Consider the following 17200-nt stretch of genomic DNA (forward strand, 5'->3'; position numbering starts at 1 on the left):
GCCGTCGTTCTTTTCCGAGGTTATGCGATGTCCTTGCAAGTGCTCTGGGGATTCCTGGCTGCCCATCCGGCCAAGTTGATCAATCTGCTGGCCCTGCTGATTACCTGTCCCGGCGGGCTGCTGCTGCAAAGCGCACGGCGGCGCGAAGTGGTGGCGCGGGCAAGTGGTGCGAGCGACGAGGCAGTGGTCGATGCCTTCGACCAGCGGGTGCCGCGCTACTACTACATCCTCGGATTCTCTTGCCTGGCCATGGCGCTGCTGCTGTCCTGGTTCAGCACCTGGATCTGAACACCGGATGCCCCTGTTGGGACGGGTAACCCGCCCCAACAGGGGATATTTCAGGCGACGGGGCTTTGAGCCTTGACCTGGTACTGGTTGCGCACCGGGGTGGCGTACTGCTGCACCAGGTAGGGCTGGTGTTCCACCGGGCAAGCGTCCAGGCGGCGCTGCCATTCTTCCTTGGCCTTGGCCAATTCCTGCGCGGGGAACAGTTTCTCCGCACTCGGCACCTGCAGGGCCGGGTCTGCTTCACTCCACATGCCATAGGCCAGGTAATGCACCGGGAACAGGCGGTAGCCGCCGAGAATCTGCCGGTCGATTTCCTGCGCCAGTTGCTTGGTGTCTTCGAAGTACTCGGTCACCGGGGCCGCGAAGCTGATATGCACCCGACCTTTGTAGCCGGTGATGCCCTGGGCGATGCTGTTGTCGTCCTCGCCCGGTGCCTTCTTGTAGGTGCCGGTGGTGGCGCGGATGTACAGCTCGCGGGCCTTGGCCAGGTCGCACGGATCGTACTCGTAGCTGATCGACACCGGTGTCAGGTTCAGGCTCTGGATCACGGCGCCGAAGGCTTCGTCCTTGCGGCTCATGTGGAACATCTTGAGGATCGCCGAATCGGTACGGTCATCGCCGTCCTTGGCCCGTCCTTCGGCCTGGGCGATCCAGATCGACACGCAGTCGTTGCGGATCGAGTGATTGATATAGGCCGACAACAGCTGGTAGGCGGCGAGTTTTTCCCGGCGACCGCTCAGCGAGCGATGGACGATGAAGCTCTTGTTCAGGCGCATCATGTCGCTGACGAAGGGCTTTTGCAGCAGGTTGTCGCCAATGGCGATGCGCGGCGTCGGCAGGCCGGCGTGATACACCGCGTAATTGACGAAGGCCGGGTCCATGACGATGTCGCGATGGTTGGCCAGGAACAGGTAGGCCGTCCCTGACTTGAGCTGCTCGACCCCGGAGTAGGTGACCCCATCGGTGGCGCGCTCGATGGTCTGGTCGACGTAGTGCTCGACCTTGTCCTGCAGGGTCGAGACGCAGGTAACGCCGGCGAACTCGTTGCGCAGGCGGCGGGCGATCAGTGGCTTGAGCAGCCAGCCGAAGGCGCCGGCCGCCCGCGGGAAGCGGAAGTGGGTGAGGATATCCAGAAATGCCGGGTCGCTGAGCAGGCGTGCCAGGACGGCAGGGACCTCAGCGTCGTCGTACGGTCGGATGGCATCGAATTCGCCCATCATGCTCTCTTGTTGGAAACGGCTAGGGTAATAAGGTAGGGGTGGGGTCCGAAAAAACGGCTCGGACACACGCAGGCCCTGTAAACAGACCGGCAATTATACGCATAAGTCACCGCGGAGGCCGCGATGCTGGAAACCGACTTCTATCGTTGTCCCTATTGTGGTGAAACCGTGGAAACCACGGTGGATATCTCCGGCGGCGACCAGGTGTACACCGAGGACTGCCAGGTGTGTTGCCAGCCAGTGGTGTTCATCTTGCAGGTGCATGGTGACGAATGGATGCTCGATGTCAGACGCGAGGATGATGCCTGATGATGCGGATCTACGAGCCGGAGAGCCTGATGGAGGCGCAGTTGCTGGTGGGCATGCTGGCCAGCGAGGGTGTCCAGGTACATCTGGCCGGGCGTGATCTGGTCGGCGCTGCCGGCGAGTTGCCGATGCAAGGGTTGCTCGGTCTGGTAGTACCGGACGAGCAGGCTGGGTACGCACGGCAGTTGATCGATGCGTACAATGCGGCCCTGCCACTTGCCGGCGACGAACCGGAGAGTTTCCCCGGAACCCTGATCTGCTGAGTTTTTATCGCCATGTGTGGACGCTACGCCCTGTTTCGCTGGTCCCCGGCCTTTGCCGCCTTGCCCGGGTACCCCGCCGACCAGCAGGCGCAATGGAACATTGCCCCAGGCGCTTCGGTGCTGATCCAACGTCAGCTCGACGGCCAGATCCAGTTGGCCAGGGCCCGCTGGGGACTGACCCCGGCCTGGCTGACCGACTTATCCCGCACACCTGCCCAGGCGCGTGCCGAAACCTTGGCGGAGCAGCCGATGTTCCGCGAGGCCTTCCGCCAGAGGCGCTGTCTGATGCCGGCCAATGGTTTCTACGAGTGGCGTGGCACGGTGCGCAAGCGGCCGTACTGGCTGACACCGGGGGAGGGGGCCTCGCTGTTCTTCGCGGCGGTGTGGGAGGCGTATCCGGTGCAGGACGAGGTCTGGCTGAGTTGCGCGGTAGTGACCCAGGCGGCGATGAACCAACGTCGACCGCTGATTCTCGATGAAGCGGGGCAGGCGGCCTGGTTGGACCCGGAAACGCCGCTGGCGCGGCTGCACGAGCTGTTGGCCAGCCCACCAGCAGCGTTGCGCGAGCGGGCGCTGGCGCATTTCGTCAATGATCCGAAGCTCGATGCGCCGGAGTGCCTGACCCCGGCGTGAACCTCACGGGGCTGCAAGGCAGCCCCTTGTTCCTCAAACGCGGAACTGGTTGATCAAGCGCCGCTGCTGTTCGGCCAGCTTGGTCAGTTCGGCGCTGGCCTGGCTCGACTCGTCGGCACCGCCGGCCACTTCACCGGCCACCTGGCCAATATTGATGACGTTGCGGTTGATGTCTTCGGCCACGGCGCTCTGCTGCTCGGCCGCGCTGGCGATCTGGGTGTTCATGTCGTTGATCACCGACACGGCCTGAGTGATGCTCTCCAGCGCTTCGGCGGCACGGGTGGCCTGTTGCACGCTGTCGTCGGTCTTGCCCTGGCTGTCTTCCATGACCTTGACCACTTCGCGGGTACCTTGCTGCAGCTGTTGGATCATCTGCTGGATTTCTTCGGTGGCCTGCTGGGTCTTCTGCGCCAGGTTGCGGACCTCGTCGGCGACCACGGCAAAGCCCCGGCCTTGCTCGCCCGCGCGGGCCGCTTCGATGGCGGCGTTGAGTGCCAGCAGGTTGGTCTGCTCGGCGATGGCGCGGATCGCCACGAGGATCGCGTTGATGTTCTCGCTGTCGCGGGCCAGGGTCTGGACCACCTCCACCGCACGGCCTATCTCAGTGGCGAGCACGCTGATCGAATGGGAGGTGTCGCGCACGATCTGCAAGCCCTGGTTGGCCGCCTGGTCGGCGTTGTTCGCGGCCTGGGCGGCGTGGGTCGCATTGCGCGCCACATCCTGGGCAGTGGCAGTCATTTCCTGCACGGCAGTGGCCACCTGATCGATCTCGGCCATCTGCTTGTGCACGCCTTGGTTGGTGCGAATGGCGATATCGGCAGTGTGCTCCGAGGAGTCGCTGACTTTCTGCACCGAGCCCACCACCTGGGTGATCATCGCCTGCAACTTGGCCAGGAAGGTGTTGAAGCCCTTGGCGATCGCGCCCAGTTCGTCGGCACGGTCGCTGTGCAGGCGGCGGGTAAGGTCGCCTTCGCCCTGGGCGATGTCGTCGAGCATGGCCACCATCTGACGCAGGGGGCGGGCGATACCGTGGGCCAGCAGCCAGATCACCAACAAGCCGATGGCGGCGATACCCAGACCCATCAGGGTCATGCCGGTGATGTCGGTGCGCCGTTGTGCGGCGAGGTCTTTCTGCAGTTGGTTGACGTCGGCCATCACTGTGCTCAGCGGCAGTTCGAGCAGCAGCGTCCAGCGGGCGTCGGTGCTGGCGACGCGGAAGGGCAAGTAGAGTTCGATGCGGTCCTTGGTTTCGTCGAGCTCATAGTGGAGGTTTTCGCCAGTCAGGGACGTAAGCGTGCCCGACTCCTCGGCATCCAGCACATCACTGGCTTTTTCGCCGAACTTCGACGGGTCACGGGTATAGGCCACCAGGCGGCCGTTGCTCGAGACCAGGGCCAGTTCGCCGGCGCCGTCGTATAGCTGACGGTCGGCGTTGTTGAGCAAGTCCTGGATGAAGTCTACCGACAGGTCGGCACCGGCCATGCCCTGGAACTGGCCATCGATCATGATCGGTGCGACGAACGAGGCGAGCATGACGGTCTTGTCGCCCACCTTGTAGGGCGCCGGATCGATCACACAGGGCTTCTTCGACTCTTTCGGGCACAGGTAGTACTCACTGGCGCGTACGCCTGTGGCCAGCACGGTATGGTCGTTCACATCGATCAGCTTGTCCTGGCCGAGGCTGCCGTCACCATTACGGAACCACCACGGCAGGAAACGTCCCGTGGCGCTATCGACGCCAACCATGTTGCTGCCGACATAGCGGGCATCGTCATGGTCCAGGGCATTGGGCTCCCAACCCAGGTAGGCGCCGAGCACGGTCGGGTTGACCTCGACGGTGCGCTTGAGTTGGTTGACCAGGGATTGGCGGTCGACGCGCATCAGCGGTTGGCCGTCGGTGCCTTGCATGCCGATCATGGCATTGCTGGTGGCCAGGCTGCGGGCAATCAGCAGCGGCGCTTCCAGCCCGCGCTGGATCTCGCTGACTTGCGTACGGGCCAGGGCCCCCAGGCGTTGCTCGATCACGTTTTCAAACTGTTGACGGGTGCGTTCCTGCACCAGCGACTGAGTGCGTTCGCCGGAGTACACGGCGTACAGCACCAGGGCCGCGACAATGCTCAAAACGATGGCGCCCGCCAGGGCAGCCACGGAAAACTGAATCGACTTGAACTTCATGGGGCACCGCGTTCGAGAATGATTGTTTCCCGGGTTATCGGCGGGGCCTGGCGAAAGCATGAGGGGGTGATGAGAAATCTTACCTGCGGCTCTGGCGAGGCCAGGCGACTCGGCCTAGGATACGCGGCATGTAAAAACGGAGTGCTTTCATGCGTAGTTCATTCGTTGCCAGCCTGATCGGCGCCAGTATCCTGCTGTCTGGTTGCCAGGCAGTGAATACCACCAGCGGTGGTGCCGTGGGCGTCGATCGCCAGCAGTACATGTTCAGCATGCTCTCGACCGACCAGGTCAACCAGATGTATGCCCAGTCGTATCAACAGACGCTCAGCGAGGCCTCGAGCAAGGGTGAGCTGGACAAGAGCAGCGCCAAGGCCAAGCGTATCCAGGCCATCGCCAGCCGCCTGATCGCCCAGGCGCCCAAGTTCCGGCCGGACGCCGCGCAGTGGAACTGGGAGGTCAACCTGATCGACAGCGACGAGCTCAACGCCAACTGTGGCCCGGGCGGAAAGATCATTTTTTATACCGGCCTGATGGACAAGCTGCAGCTCACCGACGCTGAGATTGCTGCTGTACTGGGTCATGAAATCGCCCATGCCCTGCGCGAGCATGGCCGCGAAGCCATGTCCAAGGCCTATGGGGTGGAAATGGCGCGCCAAGGCGCCGGTGCTCTGTTCGGCCTGGGTCAGGGCGGCATGGCCCTGGCGGACACCGTGGTGAACTACGCCATGACCCTGCCCAACAGCCGCGCCAACGAGAACGAGGCCGACTTGATCGGCCTGGAGCTGGCGGCGCGTGCCGGTTACGACCCGAATGCCGCGATCACCTTATGGAACAAGATGAGCAAGGCCTCCGAAGGCGCGCCGCCTGAGTTCATGAGCACCCACCCGGCCTCAAGCAGCCGTATTGCCTCGCTGCAGGCGGCGATTCCGAAGGTGATGCCGCTCTACCAGGCTGCCAAGAAGTAAGCTGCAAGCTTCAAGCTGTAAGGACGGCGTGACTCGCTTCTCTTGCAGCTTGCAGCTTTTAGCCCACCCAGCCGCTGGCTTTCATGGCCGAGTACACGGCGACGATGGCCAGTACGAAGAATGCAGCCGCTGCCAGGCGTCGAATCAGTGTCAGTGGCAGCTTCTCGGCGGCGAAGTTGCCCGCCAGCACAACCGGCACGTTGGCAATCAGCATGCCCAGGGTGGTCCCGAGGATGACCATGATCAGGTGAGGATACTGGGCCGCCAGCATGACCGTGGCGACCTGGGTCTTGTCGCCGATTTCAGCCAGGAAAAATGCGATCAGCGTGGTGACGAAGGGGCCGAAGCGGCGTGCGGCGCTGTTTTCGTCATCGTCCATCTTGTCTGGAACCAATGTCCACAGGGCTGTTGCAGCGAAGCTCGCGGCGAGGATCCAGTGCAATACCGTCTCGCTGAAGAAACTGCTGACCCAGGCGCCCACGGCACCGGCGGCGGCATGGTTGGCGAGGGTGGCTGCGATGATGCCGGCGATGATCGGCCAAGGCTTGCGAAAACGCGCGGCGAGAATGAGGGCGAGCAATTGCGTCTTGTCGCCGATTTCAGCGAGGGCGACGATTGCGGTGGGGACGAGCAGGGATTCCAGCATCAGGTTTCCTACGGGGGCGGGTCGACACGGCTATGACACGTACGACCTCCCCGCCCCGGGTAAGGTGTGCGTGTCATAGGTCTTGTCAAACCCTGGATCTGTCTGCGCAGACCGCGGGTCGCACGCGCCATGGCCTGTGGGCCAAGTGTGTTGACGCGTGCCGGGCGAGCAGGGCGCTCGCGGGAGACTACTCCCCTAGGACGGTGCGGATTCTGCCTAGGTGAATGCGTTTCGGCAAGCCCTGTTTTCAGCCGCGTGTGGCCTGGTAGATACGAAAGCCGTCCGCCTCGGCGCAGACCCGGCAATTGCCCAGGGCGCCTTCGATCAGCGGTTGATAGCGCAGGAAGCTATTGGCGACCAGACGCATTTCCCCACCTTTTTGCAGATGAAGACCTGACTTTTTCAGCAGGTTCTCCGATGCCTGGTAGTTGGTATGCACACCGGTATGAAAGGGCGGGTTGCTCAGGATCACGTTCAGCCCGGTAGGCGCGGCATCGATGCCGTCGCCACTGATCACGTCGCCTTCCAGACCATTGGCCGCCAAGGTCAGCCGACTGCTCGCCACGGCGAAGGCATCCACATCGAGCAGGGTGACGCGGCTCTGTGGATAACGGCGTTTGATGGTCGCGCCCAGTACGCCGGCACCGCAGCCGAAGTCCAGCACGTGACCGGCCGGCAGGTTGTCCAGGTGTTGGAGCAGCAGGGCAGTGCCGCGATCCAGACGGCCATGGCTGAACACGCCGGGCAGGCTCACGACCTGCAGCGGGCCGTCTTCCAGGGGCAGCTCGAAACGTTCGGCCAGGCTCTCCAGGGGTTTGGCCTGCGGAGCATGGTCCACCGTCACTTGCCACAGCTGGCAGTGACGCGCGCTGTCGAGCTTGCGCGGCTTGCCGAAAGCTTGCAGCTGCTTGGCAGCGCCCTCGATGCCCCCGCGCTTCTCGCCTACCAGATACAACTCACGGCCTGCCAGGCGGGACGCCAGGGCATTGAGCAGATAGGCAGCAAGCTCCCGCGACTTGGGCAGAAACAGTACGGCGGCCTCGAAGGCCACTTCGGGCACGTGCACGCCATAGTGGCTGCGGTCGCTGAAACGGCTGTCGAGCAGGGCCTGGTCCCCGGCGTGCCAGGACCAGCCGCTAGCCTGCGGCAGTTGGCCGAGCAGGTCGTCGGCGGGCAGCCCGGCGAGCAACAGCGGGCCTTGGAACAGTTCGGCCTGGCGAAGCAACACTTCACTGCGCGGGTCCATGGACGACGTCTCCTGAAAAAGCGCGCAGTGTACCAGAGCCCCTTGCCGATTCAGCTGACCACTCGCCGTGGCTGGCCGGCGAAGAAGGCCTGGGCGTTCTCGCTCAACTGGCCGACGATGCGCTGGCGCGACTCCACCGCGCCCCAGGCGCTGTGCGGGGTGACGATCAGACGCGGGATGTCCGGGGCCAGCAAGGGGTTGCCATCGACCGGGGGTTCGACGCTCAGCACGTCAGTGGCTGCGCCGCCGAGGTGGCCGCTGCGCAGGGCGTCGGCCAGCGCCTGTTCATCGATGAGGCCGCCTCGAGCGGTATTGACCACCAGGGCGCCGGGTTTGAGCTGCGCCAGTTCGCGCGCGCCGATCATGTGCCGGGTGTGCTCGTTGAGCGGGCAGTGCAGGGTCAGCGCATCGACCTGAGGCAGCAGTTCGTCCAGTGGCAAACGTTCAGCGCGGGCTGGGCGACCGGGGATCTGCCCGCTGAGCACGCGCATGCCGAACGCCTCGGCCAGCCGCGCCACCGCGCCGCCGAGCTCGCCGTGACCTAGCAGGCCGAGGGTCTTGCCTTCCAGTTCGACGATCGGGAAGTCCAGCAGGCAAAACTGGCTGGCCGTGGCCCAGCGGCCCTCGCTGACCGCCTGGTGGTAGTCGCACAGGCGCGTGGCCAAGGCCAGCAACAAGGCCAGAGTGTGCTGGGCGACCGATGGGGTGCCATAACCCTGGCAGTTGCACACGGTGATGCCCTGGGCACGGGCGGCGGCCAAGTCGACATTGTTGGTGCCGGTGGCGGCAACCAGAATCAGCTTGAGCTGTGGATTGGCCGCCATGGCCGCGGCGTCGATCATTACTTTGTTGCTGATCACCGCTGTGGCACCTTGCAGGCGCTCGGCGACCTGTTCCGGCTGGGTAGAGGCGAACAGCTGCAGGCTGTCGAAGGGGCGTTGCAAGGGCGCGAGATCGAGGTCGCCCAGGTCAAGGGACTGGTGATCGAGGAAGACGGCGCGACGCGGGCTAGGCATGAGGGGCTCCGGGCTGGGGTTCGGGCGGTGACAGATCAGGTCAGCCGTTGCGCGACAGCGCAGCCGATCAAGCTGAAGGCGGGTTGGCAAAGTGTCAAGCGTGTGGGGCGAGGCCACTCATACCTTTATCCCTTCGAATCATTCCTTCGGCTGATTTGACCAAAGTGTCACCGTTCTAGAGTAGACATCAGACTTCTCCGGCCAGCATTGCAGATAAGGGATCCCTATGTTGCAGACGCGTATCATCAAGCCCGCCGAGGGCGCCTATACCTTCCCGCTGTTGATCAAGCGTCTGCTGATGTCGGGCAGCCGCTACGAAAAGACCCGAGAGATCGTCTACCGCGACCAGTTGCGCCTGACCTATCCGCAACTGGTCGAGCGCATCGCGCGTCTGGCCAACGTGTTGACCGAGGCTGGGGTCAAGGCCGGTGATACCGTGGCGGTGATGGATTGGGACAGCCATCGATACCTGGAGTGCATGTTCGCCATCCCGATGATTGGCGCGGTGGTGCACACGATCAACGTGCGCCTGTCGCCGGAGCAGATTCTCTACACCATGAACCACGCCGAGGATCGCGTGGTGCTGGTCAACAGCGACTTCGCCGGTCTTTACCAAGCCATCGCCGGCCAGTTGACCACGGTAGATAAAACCATCCTGCTGACCGATGGGCCAGACAAACAGGCCGATCTGCCCAGTCTGGTCGGCGAGTACGAGCAACTGCTCGCCGCGGCCAGTCCACACTATGACTTTCCCGATTTCGACGAAAACTCGGTGGCCACCACCTTCTACACCACTGGCACCACCGGCAACCCCAAGGGGGTGTATTTCACGCATCGCCAGTTGGTGCTGCACACCCTGGCCGAGGCGTCGGTCACCGGTAGTATCGACAGCGTGCGCCTGCTGGGCAGCAACGATGTGTACATGCCTATCACCCCGATGTTCCACGTGCATGCCTGGGGCATTCCCTATGCGGCCACCATGCTCGGCATGAAGCAGGTCTATCCGGGGCGCTACGAGCCGGAAATGCTGGTGAAGCTGTGGCGCGAGGAAAAGGTCACCTTCTCCCATTGCGTGCCGACCATCCTGCAAATGCTGCTCAATTGCCCGTCTGCCCAAGGCGAGGATTTTGGCGGCTGGAAGATCATCATCGGCGGCAGCGCGCTCAATAGGGCGCTCTATGAGGCGGCCCTGGCGCGGGGCATCCAGCTGACCGCAGCCTACGGAATGTCGGAAACCTGCCCGCTGATTTCCTGCGCCCACCTCAACGACGAATTGCAGGCCGGCAGCGAGGACGAGCGTATTTCCTACCGCATCAAGGCGGGTGTGCCGGTACCGTTGGTGGAGGCGGCGATCGTCGATGGTAACGGCAACTTCCTCCCAGCCGATGGTGAGACCCAGGGCGAACTGGTCTTGCGCGCACCCTGGCTGACCCAGGGGTACTTCAAGGAATCCGAAAAGAGCGAGGAGCTGTGGGCGGGCGGCTGGCTGCATACCGGCGATGTCGCCACCCTCGACGGCATGGGCTACATCGACATCCGTGACCGCATCAAGGACGTGATCAAGACCGGTGGCGAGTGGATCTCCTCCCTCGACCTCGAGGACCTGATCAGTCGCCACCCGGCGGTGCGCGAAGTGGCGGTGGTCGGTGTGGCCGACCCGCAATGGGGCGAGCGGCCATTCGCCTTGCTGGTGGTCCGCGAAGGGCAGGCCATCGATGCCCGGGCGCTCAAGGATCACCTCAAGCCGTTCGTCGAGCAGGGGCACATCAACAAGTGGGCGATCCCTAGCCAGATCGCGATTGTTACTGAAGTTCCCAAGACCAGTGTCGGCAAGCTCGACAAGAAGCGTATCCGCCAGGACATCGTCCAGTGGCAGGCCAGTAACAGCGCGTTTCTGTCGACCTTGTAACCTCCCTGCGGGTCGCGCTCGTCTGCGCGCGACCCGCAGGCCAGAGCGGCTGGCGCTTGTAAAACGCTGAAATTGCGCCATGCTTGCGCGCGTCCTGAAAGCCATCGTCGGCCCAGGAAACACAAATCACACTTTAGAGGGATCAAGCACCCGGACCTGCTGGCTATAGTCGGGGCCAGGTGATTTTCAGGAATGGGGCAAGGCACTGCGCGCAAGTCGCAGCGCCGCGGGCGCAAGCCTGCACACCGGTCGCACGGGCCGTTTCTGAAAGGACTCACTGCCATAACAATAAAGTACATGGAGTAGCGTCGATGACATCTGCAAACCTGTTCTGGCGCCGGGCGAAGTTGCCCTTGGCCGTCAGCCTCGCTTCCACGCTCGCAAGTCCCGCATTCGGTGTCAGCTTCAACATCGGGGAAATCGAAGGCCAGTTCGATTCGTCGCTCTCCATCGGGGCCAGCTGGTCAACGGCCAATCCGAACCAGAACCTGATCGGGGTCAACAACGGTGGAAAGGGCTTGTCCCAGACCTCCGATGATGGCCACCTGAACTTCAAGAAGGGCGAGACCTTTTCGAAGATTTTCAAGGGCATCCATGACCTGGAATTGAAGTACGGCGACACCGGCGTGTTCGTCCGGGGCAAGTATTGGTATGACTTCGAACTCAAGGACGAGCACCGCCAGTTCAAGGACATCAGCGACTCCAATCGCAAGGAAGGCGCCAAGTCCTCGGGCGCCGAGCTGCTCGACGCCTTCGTCTACCACAACTACTCCATCGGCGATCTGCCAGGCTCCGTACGCCTGGGCAAGCAGGTGGTCAGCTGGGGTGAGAGCACCTTCATCGGTGGCGGCATCAACGCGATCAACCCGATCGACGTGTCTGCCTTCCGCCGCCCTGGCGCCGAGATCAAGGAAGGCCTGATCCCGGTCAACATGTTCTATATCTCCCAAAGCCTGACCGACAACCTGTCGGCCGAAGCCTTCTACCAGATCGAATGGGACCAGACGGTCGTCGACAACTGCGGCACCTTCTTCTCCCAGGCCGACATCATCGCCGATGGCTGTAGCGACAACCTGCGCGTGCTCAACAGCAGCCGCTCCCTGCCGGCTCCGGTGCTGGGCCTTCTGGCCAGCCAAGGGGTGGATATCAACCAGGAGGGCGTGAAGGTCGCCCGTGGGCCGGACCGCGATGCACGCGACAGTGGCCAGTTCGGCGTGGCCATGCGCTACATGTTCGAGCCGCTGGATACCGAGTTCGGCGCGTATTTCATGAACTACCACAGCCGTGCGCCGATCTTCAGCGCAACTGGCGCACCTGCGTCGGTCTATGCCGCAGCGGGCAACTTCGGTCGACTGGCGCCGATCATCGTCGCGGGTAACTCGAAATACTTCGTCGAATACCCTGAGGATATCCGACTGTATGGCCTGAGCTTCTCCACCACGCTGCCCACCGGCACTGCTTGGAGTGGCGAGCTGAGCTACCGCCCCAACGCTCCGGTGCAGTTGAACACCACCGACATCCTCTTCTCGGCCGTGCGTCCGCTGGGCGGCCCTTACGCCGATGCCTCGGTGCTCACCGGCGTGCCGGGCGAGGACCTGCACGGGTACACCCGAAAGGAAATCACCCAGTTCCAGACCACCTTGACCCACTTCTTCGATCAGGTCATGGGTGCCAGCCGCCTCACCGTGGTGGGAGAAGTGGGCGTCACCCACGTAGGCGGGCTCGAGAGCTCGAGCAAAGCGCGGTACGGTCGCGACCCGGTCTTTGGCCCAGGCAATCTGCCCAACGGTACCTGCGAAGCGCTCAACGGCAGCACCATCGGGGGCTCTGGCCTGAACAGCTCCACCGCCAACATCAGCCGCAACTGCGAGAACGATGGCTTTACCACCACGACCTCCTGGGGTTACCGCGCCCGCGCCATCTGGGACTACAACGATGTCTTCGCCGGGGTGAACCTGCGGCCGAACGTGGCCTGGTCCCATGACGTCTCGGGTTATTCGCCAGGCCCTGGCGCCAACTTCGAGGAAGGCCGCAAGGCCATCAGCCTGGGCCTGGACGCCGAATACCAGAACACCTACACGGCGAGCCTTTCGTACACCAACTTCTTCGATGGCAAGTACAGCACCGTGGACGATCGCGACTTCGTGGCGCTGAGCTTTGGCGTGAACTTCTAAGCACACTGATCCAGGACGACAACAATGAACAAGACCAGAAGTCTGCTCAAAGCCGGTGTACTGGGGCTGTCCCTGCTGGCCACCAGCGTAATGGCCGCGGTGTCCGCCGACGAGGCTGCCAAGCTGGGCGCCAGCCTGACCCCAATGGGGGCAGAGAAGGCCGGCAATGCCGATGGCTCCATCGGCCCGTGGGAACCGCTGTCCAAGACTGCAGGCAGCGCTGACGCCAAGGGCTTTTTGTCCGACCCCTATGCCAGCGACAAGCCGCTCTACACCATCACCGCGCAAAACGTCGACCAGTACAAGGACAAGCTGTCACCAGGCCAGGTGGCGATGTTCAAGCGCTACCCGGACACGTACAAGATCCCGGTGTACAAGACCCACCGCGGCGCGACCGTGCCCGATGAAGTGTTCGCCGCCATCAAGGAAAACGCCACCAAAACCACGCTGGTCGAAGGCGGCAACGGCCTGAACAACTTCCGCACCGCCATTCCGTTCCCGATCCCCAAAAGCGGTCTGGAGGTGATCTGGAACCACATCACTCGCTACCGTGGCGGTAGCGTGACCCGCCTGGTCACCCAGGCCACGCCCCAGCAGAACGGCTCCTACAGCCTGGTGTACTTCCAGGACCAGTTCGTCTTCCGTGACCGCATGAAGGACTACGACCCGAACAACCCAGGCAACATCCTGTTCTACTTCAAGCAGAAGGTCACCGCCCCGGCGCGTCTGGCGGGCACCGTGCTGCTGGTTCACGAGACCCTCGACCAGGTCAAGGAGCCGCGCAAGGCCTGGATCTACAACGCTGGCCAGCGTCGTGTGCGCCAGGCTCCACAGGTGTCCTACGATGGGCCGGGCACCGCCGCGGACGGGCTGCGCACCTCCGACAACCTGGACATGTACAACGGTGCACCGGACCGCTACGACTGGAAGCTCGAAGGCAAGAAGGAGCTGTACATCGCCTCCAACAGCTACAAGCTCGACTCGCCCACCCTCAAGTACGCCGACATCCTCAAGCCGGGGCACATCAACCAGGACCTGGCCCGCTACGAGCTGCGCCGTGTGTGGCATGTGGTCGCGACCTTGAAGCCTGGCCAGCGGCACATCTACGCCAAGCGTGACTTCTACATCGACGAGGACACCTGGCAGGCCGCGGTGATCGACCAGTACGACGGCCGTGGCCAGCTGTGGCGTGTATCGGAGGCTCATGCCCAGGACTACTACAACGTGCAAGTGCCGTGGTACACCCTGGAGACCATCTACGACCTGCAATCGGGCCGTTACCTGGCGCTGGGCATGAAGAACGAGGAAAAACGCGCCTACGACTTCGGTTTCAGTGCCAGCAAGAGCGACTTCCAACCGGCGGCGCTGCGCCAGGACGGCGTGCGTTGAGGTCTGATTTCGCCTGAAGCCACTGGGGCTGCCAAAGCAGCCCCAGAGGTTTACACACCCTGCCTGCCATTCACGCATCCAATGCCTGCTCATTCCCGCCATCGGCCTTGTTTCTTTTTGTTGTAGTCTTTTTCTTGCCAGCCGCAGCCATCATCTTCAAATGAGCGGCGTTACCGGCTAGTCTCGCAACAATCCATACCCGCCGTAGTCCTCCACCCAGAACGAGCCGGCCATGACAGACCTGTCCCGTATGCATGGATTTGCCAGTCAGGCCTTCGGCCTGTTGGACGGGCGTTTCTTCCGGCCGCCCCTGCCTGATGGCCATGTGCCCAGGTCGCGGCTGTGCCAGCGCCTGCAGTTGGGCCTCGATGGGCGTCTGTTGCTGGTCAACGCACCGGCGGGCTTCGGCAAAAGCTCCCTGGCTATCGAGTTCTGTCAGGCCTTACCTGTTCACTGGCGCAGCCTGTGGCTTGGCCTCAGCCAGCGCGATGCCGACCCCGGCCGCTTCCTTGAACGCCTGCTCGAAGGCCTCCAGCAGTTCTGTCCGGCCCTGGGGGGCCAGGCCATGGGGCTGCTGAAAATGCGTCAGCGCCACCAACCGTTCGCCTTCGAACAGTGGCTCGATGGCCTGCTCGACGAGCTCGCGCTCTACCTGCAGGCGGACTCTCCTTTGCTGTTGGTGCTGGACGACTATCACCTGGCCCAGGGGCCCGTGCTGGACCGTTGCCTGCAGTTCTTCCTCAACCATTTGCCCACCGGCCTGGTCTTGCTGGTCACCAGCCGCCAGCGACCTGACTGGCACCTGGCGCGGTTGCGGCTGTCGCGCCAATTGGTCGAGCTCAATGAGCAGGACCTGCGCCTGACGCCCGACGAAGCCTTGGCAGTGATCGGCCGCCAACCCACAGGGCTGCGCGGGCAGGCGCTGGACAACTTGATCCAGCGCAGCGACGGTTGGGTTGCCGGGCTGCGTTTCTGGCAACTGGCGGCCAGCGAGTCCGGCGAGGACAACGCCTTGCCCCAGGCCTTGCACGGCGGCGAAGGGCTGATTCGCGACTACTTGCTCGAAGAGGTCATCGAGATCCTGCCGGCCCATGTGCAGGCGTTTCTCTATGACACCGCCTGCCAGGAGCGCTTCTGCGCTGAGCTGTGCGATGCATTGCGCGAACGCGAGGACAGCGCCGGCATCCTGAAATACCTGCAGGCCCACCAGGTGTTTCTGGTGCCGTTGGACGAACATGGCCGCTGGTTCCGTTATCACCATCTGTTCTCCGATCTGTTGCGCAGCCGTCAATCCAGCCAGCCGTTAGGCGCCCTGCACCTGCGGGCGTGCCGCTGGTTCCAGGCCCAAGGCTTGCTCGACGAGGCCGTGGAACAGGCCTTGCGCGCGGGGCATCTGGACGTAGCCGCCGACCTGGTGCAGAGCCTGTCTGAAGAGCAACTGCTGGCCGAGCAGAACGTCGGCATGCTGCTGCGCTGGAAGATGGACCTGCCCGATAGCCTGCTGATCAGCACCCCGCGTCTGATCGTGCTGTATAGCTGGGCCTTGGGCCTGGCGTGCCAGCTTGATGCGGCCGAAGAGCTGGCGGCGCACTTGAGCCGTTTCCTGCCGGCCCCTTCGGCCACTGCGCAGAAATCCATGCTCGCCCAGTGGCTGGCATTGAGCGGGGTGATCGCCCGGGGGCGTGGGGACCGTCAGCGCACCCTGGCCTACTGTGGCGAGGCACTGCGCAGCCTGCCTTACAAACGCTATGGCCAGCGTCTGGTGTGCCTATCGACGCTATCCAACCTGGCGATCGCCGATGGCGATTTCTGGCGGGCCCGAGGTTGGAACCGAGAAGCCTTGGAGTTGGCGCAGCGCGTCGGCAATCCGTTGTTCGAGGCCCTGGCCCATTACGATCGGGCGCGCGTGCTGCACGCCCGCGGTGAGGTGCTGCGTGCCCTGGATGAAGTGCATCAAGGCCTGCAGCGTCTGCAAGGGTTGTCGGCGCAACGCCTGTATGCCGTACGCGCCCGGCTGACCTTGTATGAGGGGTATCTGCTGGTCTCGCGCCTGCAGCCCGCCCAAGGCCGCGCGCGGCTTCGTGCCGGGCTCAGCGAGGCGCGGGCTTGCCGCGATATCAGCGTGCTGATCGGCCATTGTGTGATCGCCTCGCTCGACGGTCGGGAGGGCCGGTTCGCCGAGGCCTTCGCCGAACTGGCCGAGGCCGAGCGGTTGATGCACATCTGGGATGTGCCGCCGATCTTCTACCTGGCCATGATCACTTTGGTGAAATGCGAGCTGTGGCTGGCCCAGGGGCGTACCGACCTGGCCGGCTCCTGGCTGTTGCGCCTGGGCCAGACCTACGGCGGCGAACGACCGGCGGCGGCGCCGGAATTCCACCCGTTGCTGGCGCTGCACATCGAGTTGCAGCAGTCGCTGCTCGAGCCCGTGCTGGCGCGGCCTCAGGAGGCGGCGGAGCGTCTGCGTGCACTGGTGGAGCGTGGTCAGGCCAGTGGCGGCATGATGCTGGTCGTCAACGCCCTGTGCCAATGGATGTCGCTGTTACTGGCCGAGGGGCAGGAGCAGGAGGCGGCGGCCTTGCTGCCTCAAGCCCTCGAGGCCGCCCGGGGCGGCGTGTTGCAACCGTTCCAGCGACTGCTCGAGCAGCAGCCCCACTGGCTGCGTGAGCAACTGGCCACACGCCCGGCCTGTCAAGTCCAGGCCGAATTGCTCGCCCGCCTGCCGCGCCCCGCAGCGGTCGCGGAAAACATCGAGGCGCTCAGCGGACGCGAGTTGGCGGTGCTCGAATTGATCGCCCAAGGCTGCTCGAACCAACAGATCAGCGAGCGGCTGTTCATCTCCCTGCATACCGTCAAGACCCACGCCAGTCACATCAACGCCAAGCTTGGCGTTGAGCGTCGCACACAGGCCGTGGCCAAGGCCAAGAGCCTGGGGCTGCTTGCCTGATCGTGGATCGGGTCGGATAATGG

Annotated in this window: 14 protein-coding genes, 1 pseudogene and 1 riboswitch; of the genes and pseudogenes, 9 read left to right on the top strand and 6 right to left on the bottom strand. The window is 63.6% G+C overall.

Translation table 11 applies throughout. From position 1 onward, the window contains the following. The first annotated feature begins 27 nt into the window (after positions 1 to 27). The gene (locus BLS27_RS13690) at positions 28 to 288 is read left to right on the top strand and encodes a hypothetical protein (RefSeq protein WP_043213805.1); all 261 of its coding nucleotides are present in this window, start codon (positions 28 to 30) and stop codon (positions 286 to 288) included. Positions 289 to 338: 50 nt separating this feature from the next. Here the strand turns inward: BLS27_RS13690 and BLS27_RS13695 are convergent, their stop codons facing one another. Further along, positions 339 to 1508, bottom strand: coding sequence for a 1-acyl-sn-glycerol-3-phosphate acyltransferase (locus BLS27_RS13695; protein ID WP_080642133.1), 1170 nt, complete (start codon positions 1506 to 1508; stop codon positions 339 to 341). A 123-nt stretch (positions 1509 to 1631) separates the two neighbouring features. Between BLS27_RS13695 and BLS27_RS13700 the strand changes: the two genes are divergently transcribed. From BLS27_RS13700 to BLS27_RS13710, 3 genes are read left to right on the top strand one after another with little or no spacing between them, the layout of a single operon-like run. Next, the gene (locus tag BLS27_RS13700; RefSeq protein ID WP_043213807.1) at positions 1632 to 1817 is read left to right on the top strand and encodes a CPXCG motif-containing cysteine-rich protein; all 186 of its coding nucleotides are present in this window, start codon (positions 1632 to 1634) and stop codon (positions 1815 to 1817) included. After that, positions 1817 to 2077: a putative signal transducing protein gene (locus BLS27_RS13705; RefSeq protein WP_090345222.1), complete on the top strand. Its 261-nt coding sequence runs from the start codon at positions 1817 to 1819 to the stop codon at positions 2075 to 2077. Before BLS27_RS13700 ends, BLS27_RS13705 begins: the two co-directional genes overlap by 1 nt. A gap of 12 nt (positions 2078 to 2089) precedes the next feature. Further along, complete coding sequence (locus tag BLS27_RS13710; RefSeq protein WP_090345224.1) at positions 2090 to 2710, top strand: SOS response-associated peptidase; 621 nt, start codon at positions 2090 to 2092, stop codon at positions 2708 to 2710. Between the two features lie 33 nt (positions 2711 to 2743). On the opposite strand, the gene BLS27_RS24225 is transcribed toward BLS27_RS13710, so the two are convergent. Next, positions 2744 to 3586, bottom strand: a complete 843-nt coding sequence (locus tag BLS27_RS24225) for a methyl-accepting chemotaxis protein (RefSeq protein WP_371906719.1) — start codon at positions 3584 to 3586, stop codon at positions 2744 to 2746. Positions 3587 to 3598: 12 nt separating this feature from the next. After that, positions 3599 to 4945, bottom strand: a pseudogene (locus tag BLS27_RS24380) (methyl-accepting chemotaxis protein); the annotation flags it as partial. Between the two features lie 89 nt (positions 4946 to 5034). Here BLS27_RS24380 and BLS27_RS13720 point away from each other — a divergent pair. Further along, a complete protein-coding gene (locus BLS27_RS13720) occupies positions 5035 to 5850 on the top strand; it encodes a M48 family metallopeptidase (protein WP_043213812.1) in 816 nt (271 codons plus the stop codon). A 58-nt stretch (positions 5851 to 5908) separates the two neighbouring features. On the opposite strand, the gene BLS27_RS13725 is transcribed toward BLS27_RS13720, so the two are convergent. The 3 genes from BLS27_RS13725 to BLS27_RS13735 all read right to left on the bottom strand — a co-directional run bounded on the left by BLS27_RS13725 (position 5909) and on the right by BLS27_RS13735 (position 8758). Further along, positions 5909 to 6493: a TMEM165/GDT1 family protein gene (locus BLS27_RS13725; RefSeq protein WP_177343710.1), complete on the bottom strand. Its 585-nt coding sequence runs from the start codon at positions 6491 to 6493 to the stop codon at positions 5909 to 5911. 90 nt (positions 6494 to 6583) lie between these two features. Then, positions 6584 to 6704, bottom strand: a riboswitch (yybP-ykoY riboswitch). A 39-nt stretch (positions 6705 to 6743) separates the two neighbouring features. Then, positions 6744 to 7742, bottom strand: coding sequence for a class I SAM-dependent methyltransferase (locus tag BLS27_RS13730; RefSeq protein ID WP_043213815.1), 999 nt, complete (start codon positions 7740 to 7742; stop codon positions 6744 to 6746). A gap of 50 nt (positions 7743 to 7792) precedes the next feature. After that, on the bottom strand, positions 7793 to 8758 hold the full coding sequence (locus tag BLS27_RS13735; RefSeq protein WP_090345226.1) for a 2-hydroxyacid dehydrogenase: 966 nt from the start codon (positions 8756 to 8758) through the stop codon (positions 7793 to 7795). 226 nt (positions 8759 to 8984) lie between these two features. Here BLS27_RS13735 and BLS27_RS13740 point away from each other — a divergent pair, with 226 nt between their 5' ends. The 4 genes from BLS27_RS13740 (at position 8985) to BLS27_RS13760 (ending at position 17177) form a co-directional block, all read left to right on the top strand. Next, positions 8985 to 10667, top strand: coding sequence for a fatty acid--CoA ligase (locus BLS27_RS13740; protein ID WP_043213818.1), 1683 nt, complete (start codon positions 8985 to 8987; stop codon positions 10665 to 10667). A gap of 311 nt (positions 10668 to 10978) precedes the next feature. Further along, positions 10979 to 12841: a DUF1302 domain-containing protein gene (locus BLS27_RS13750; RefSeq protein WP_043213820.1), complete on the top strand. Its 1863-nt coding sequence runs from the start codon at positions 10979 to 10981 to the stop codon at positions 12839 to 12841. A 24-nt stretch (positions 12842 to 12865) separates the two neighbouring features. Continuing rightward, the gene (locus BLS27_RS13755) at positions 12866 to 14230 is read left to right on the top strand and encodes a DUF1329 domain-containing protein (RefSeq protein ID WP_043213821.1); all 1365 of its coding nucleotides are present in this window, start codon (positions 12866 to 12868) and stop codon (positions 14228 to 14230) included. A gap of 232 nt (positions 14231 to 14462) precedes the next feature. Next, positions 14463 to 17177, top strand: coding sequence for a winged helix-turn-helix domain-containing protein (locus BLS27_RS13760; RefSeq protein ID WP_090345227.1), 2715 nt, complete (start codon positions 14463 to 14465; stop codon positions 17175 to 17177). Positions 17178 to 17200 lie beyond the last annotated feature (23 nt).

Source organism: Pseudomonas guariconensis (assembly GCF_900102675.1).
Taxonomy (GTDB): domain Bacteria; phylum Pseudomonadota; class Gammaproteobacteria; order Pseudomonadales; family Pseudomonadaceae; genus Aquipseudomonas; species Aquipseudomonas guariconensis.

Excerpts from the sequence above, each read along its gene's own strand:
- BLS27_RS13690 (WP_043213805.1), top strand. The coding sequence starts at position 28 with ATGTCCTTGCAAGTGCTCTGGGGATTCCTGGCTGCCCATCCGGCCAAG.
- BLS27_RS13695 (WP_080642133.1), bottom strand. The coding sequence starts at position 1,508 with ATGATGGGCGAATTCGATGCCATCCGACCGTACGACGACGCTGAGGTC.
- BLS27_RS13700 (WP_043213807.1), top strand. The coding sequence starts at position 1,632 with ATGCTGGAAACCGACTTCTATCGTTGTCCCTATTGTGGTGAAACCGTG.
- BLS27_RS13705 (WP_090345222.1), top strand. The coding sequence starts at position 1,817 with ATGATGCGGATCTACGAGCCGGAGAGCCTGATGGAGGCGCAGTTGCTG.
- BLS27_RS13710 (WP_090345224.1), top strand. The coding sequence starts at position 2,090 with ATGTGTGGACGCTACGCCCTGTTTCGCTGGTCCCCGGCCTTTGCCGCC.
- BLS27_RS24225 (WP_371906719.1), bottom strand. The coding sequence starts at position 3,586 with ATGATCACCCAGGTGGTGGGCTCGGTGCAGAAAGTCAGCGACTCCTCG.
- BLS27_RS13720 (WP_043213812.1), top strand. The coding sequence starts at position 5,035 with ATGCGTAGTTCATTCGTTGCCAGCCTGATCGGCGCCAGTATCCTGCTG.
- BLS27_RS13730 (WP_043213815.1), bottom strand. The coding sequence starts at position 7,742 with ATGGACCCGCGCAGTGAAGTGTTGCTTCGCCAGGCCGAACTGTTCCAA.
- BLS27_RS13735 (WP_090345226.1), bottom strand. The coding sequence starts at position 8,758 with ATGCCTAGCCCGCGTCGCGCCGTCTTCCTCGATCACCAGTCCCTTGAC.
- BLS27_RS13740 (WP_043213818.1), top strand. The coding sequence starts at position 8,985 with ATGTTGCAGACGCGTATCATCAAGCCCGCCGAGGGCGCCTATACCTTC.
- BLS27_RS13750 (WP_043213820.1), top strand. The coding sequence starts at position 10,979 with ATGACATCTGCAAACCTGTTCTGGCGCCGGGCGAAGTTGCCCTTGGCC.
- BLS27_RS13755 (WP_043213821.1), top strand. The coding sequence starts at position 12,866 with ATGAACAAGACCAGAAGTCTGCTCAAAGCCGGTGTACTGGGGCTGTCC.
- BLS27_RS13760 (WP_090345227.1), top strand. The coding sequence starts at position 14,463 with ATGACAGACCTGTCCCGTATGCATGGATTTGCCAGTCAGGCCTTCGGC.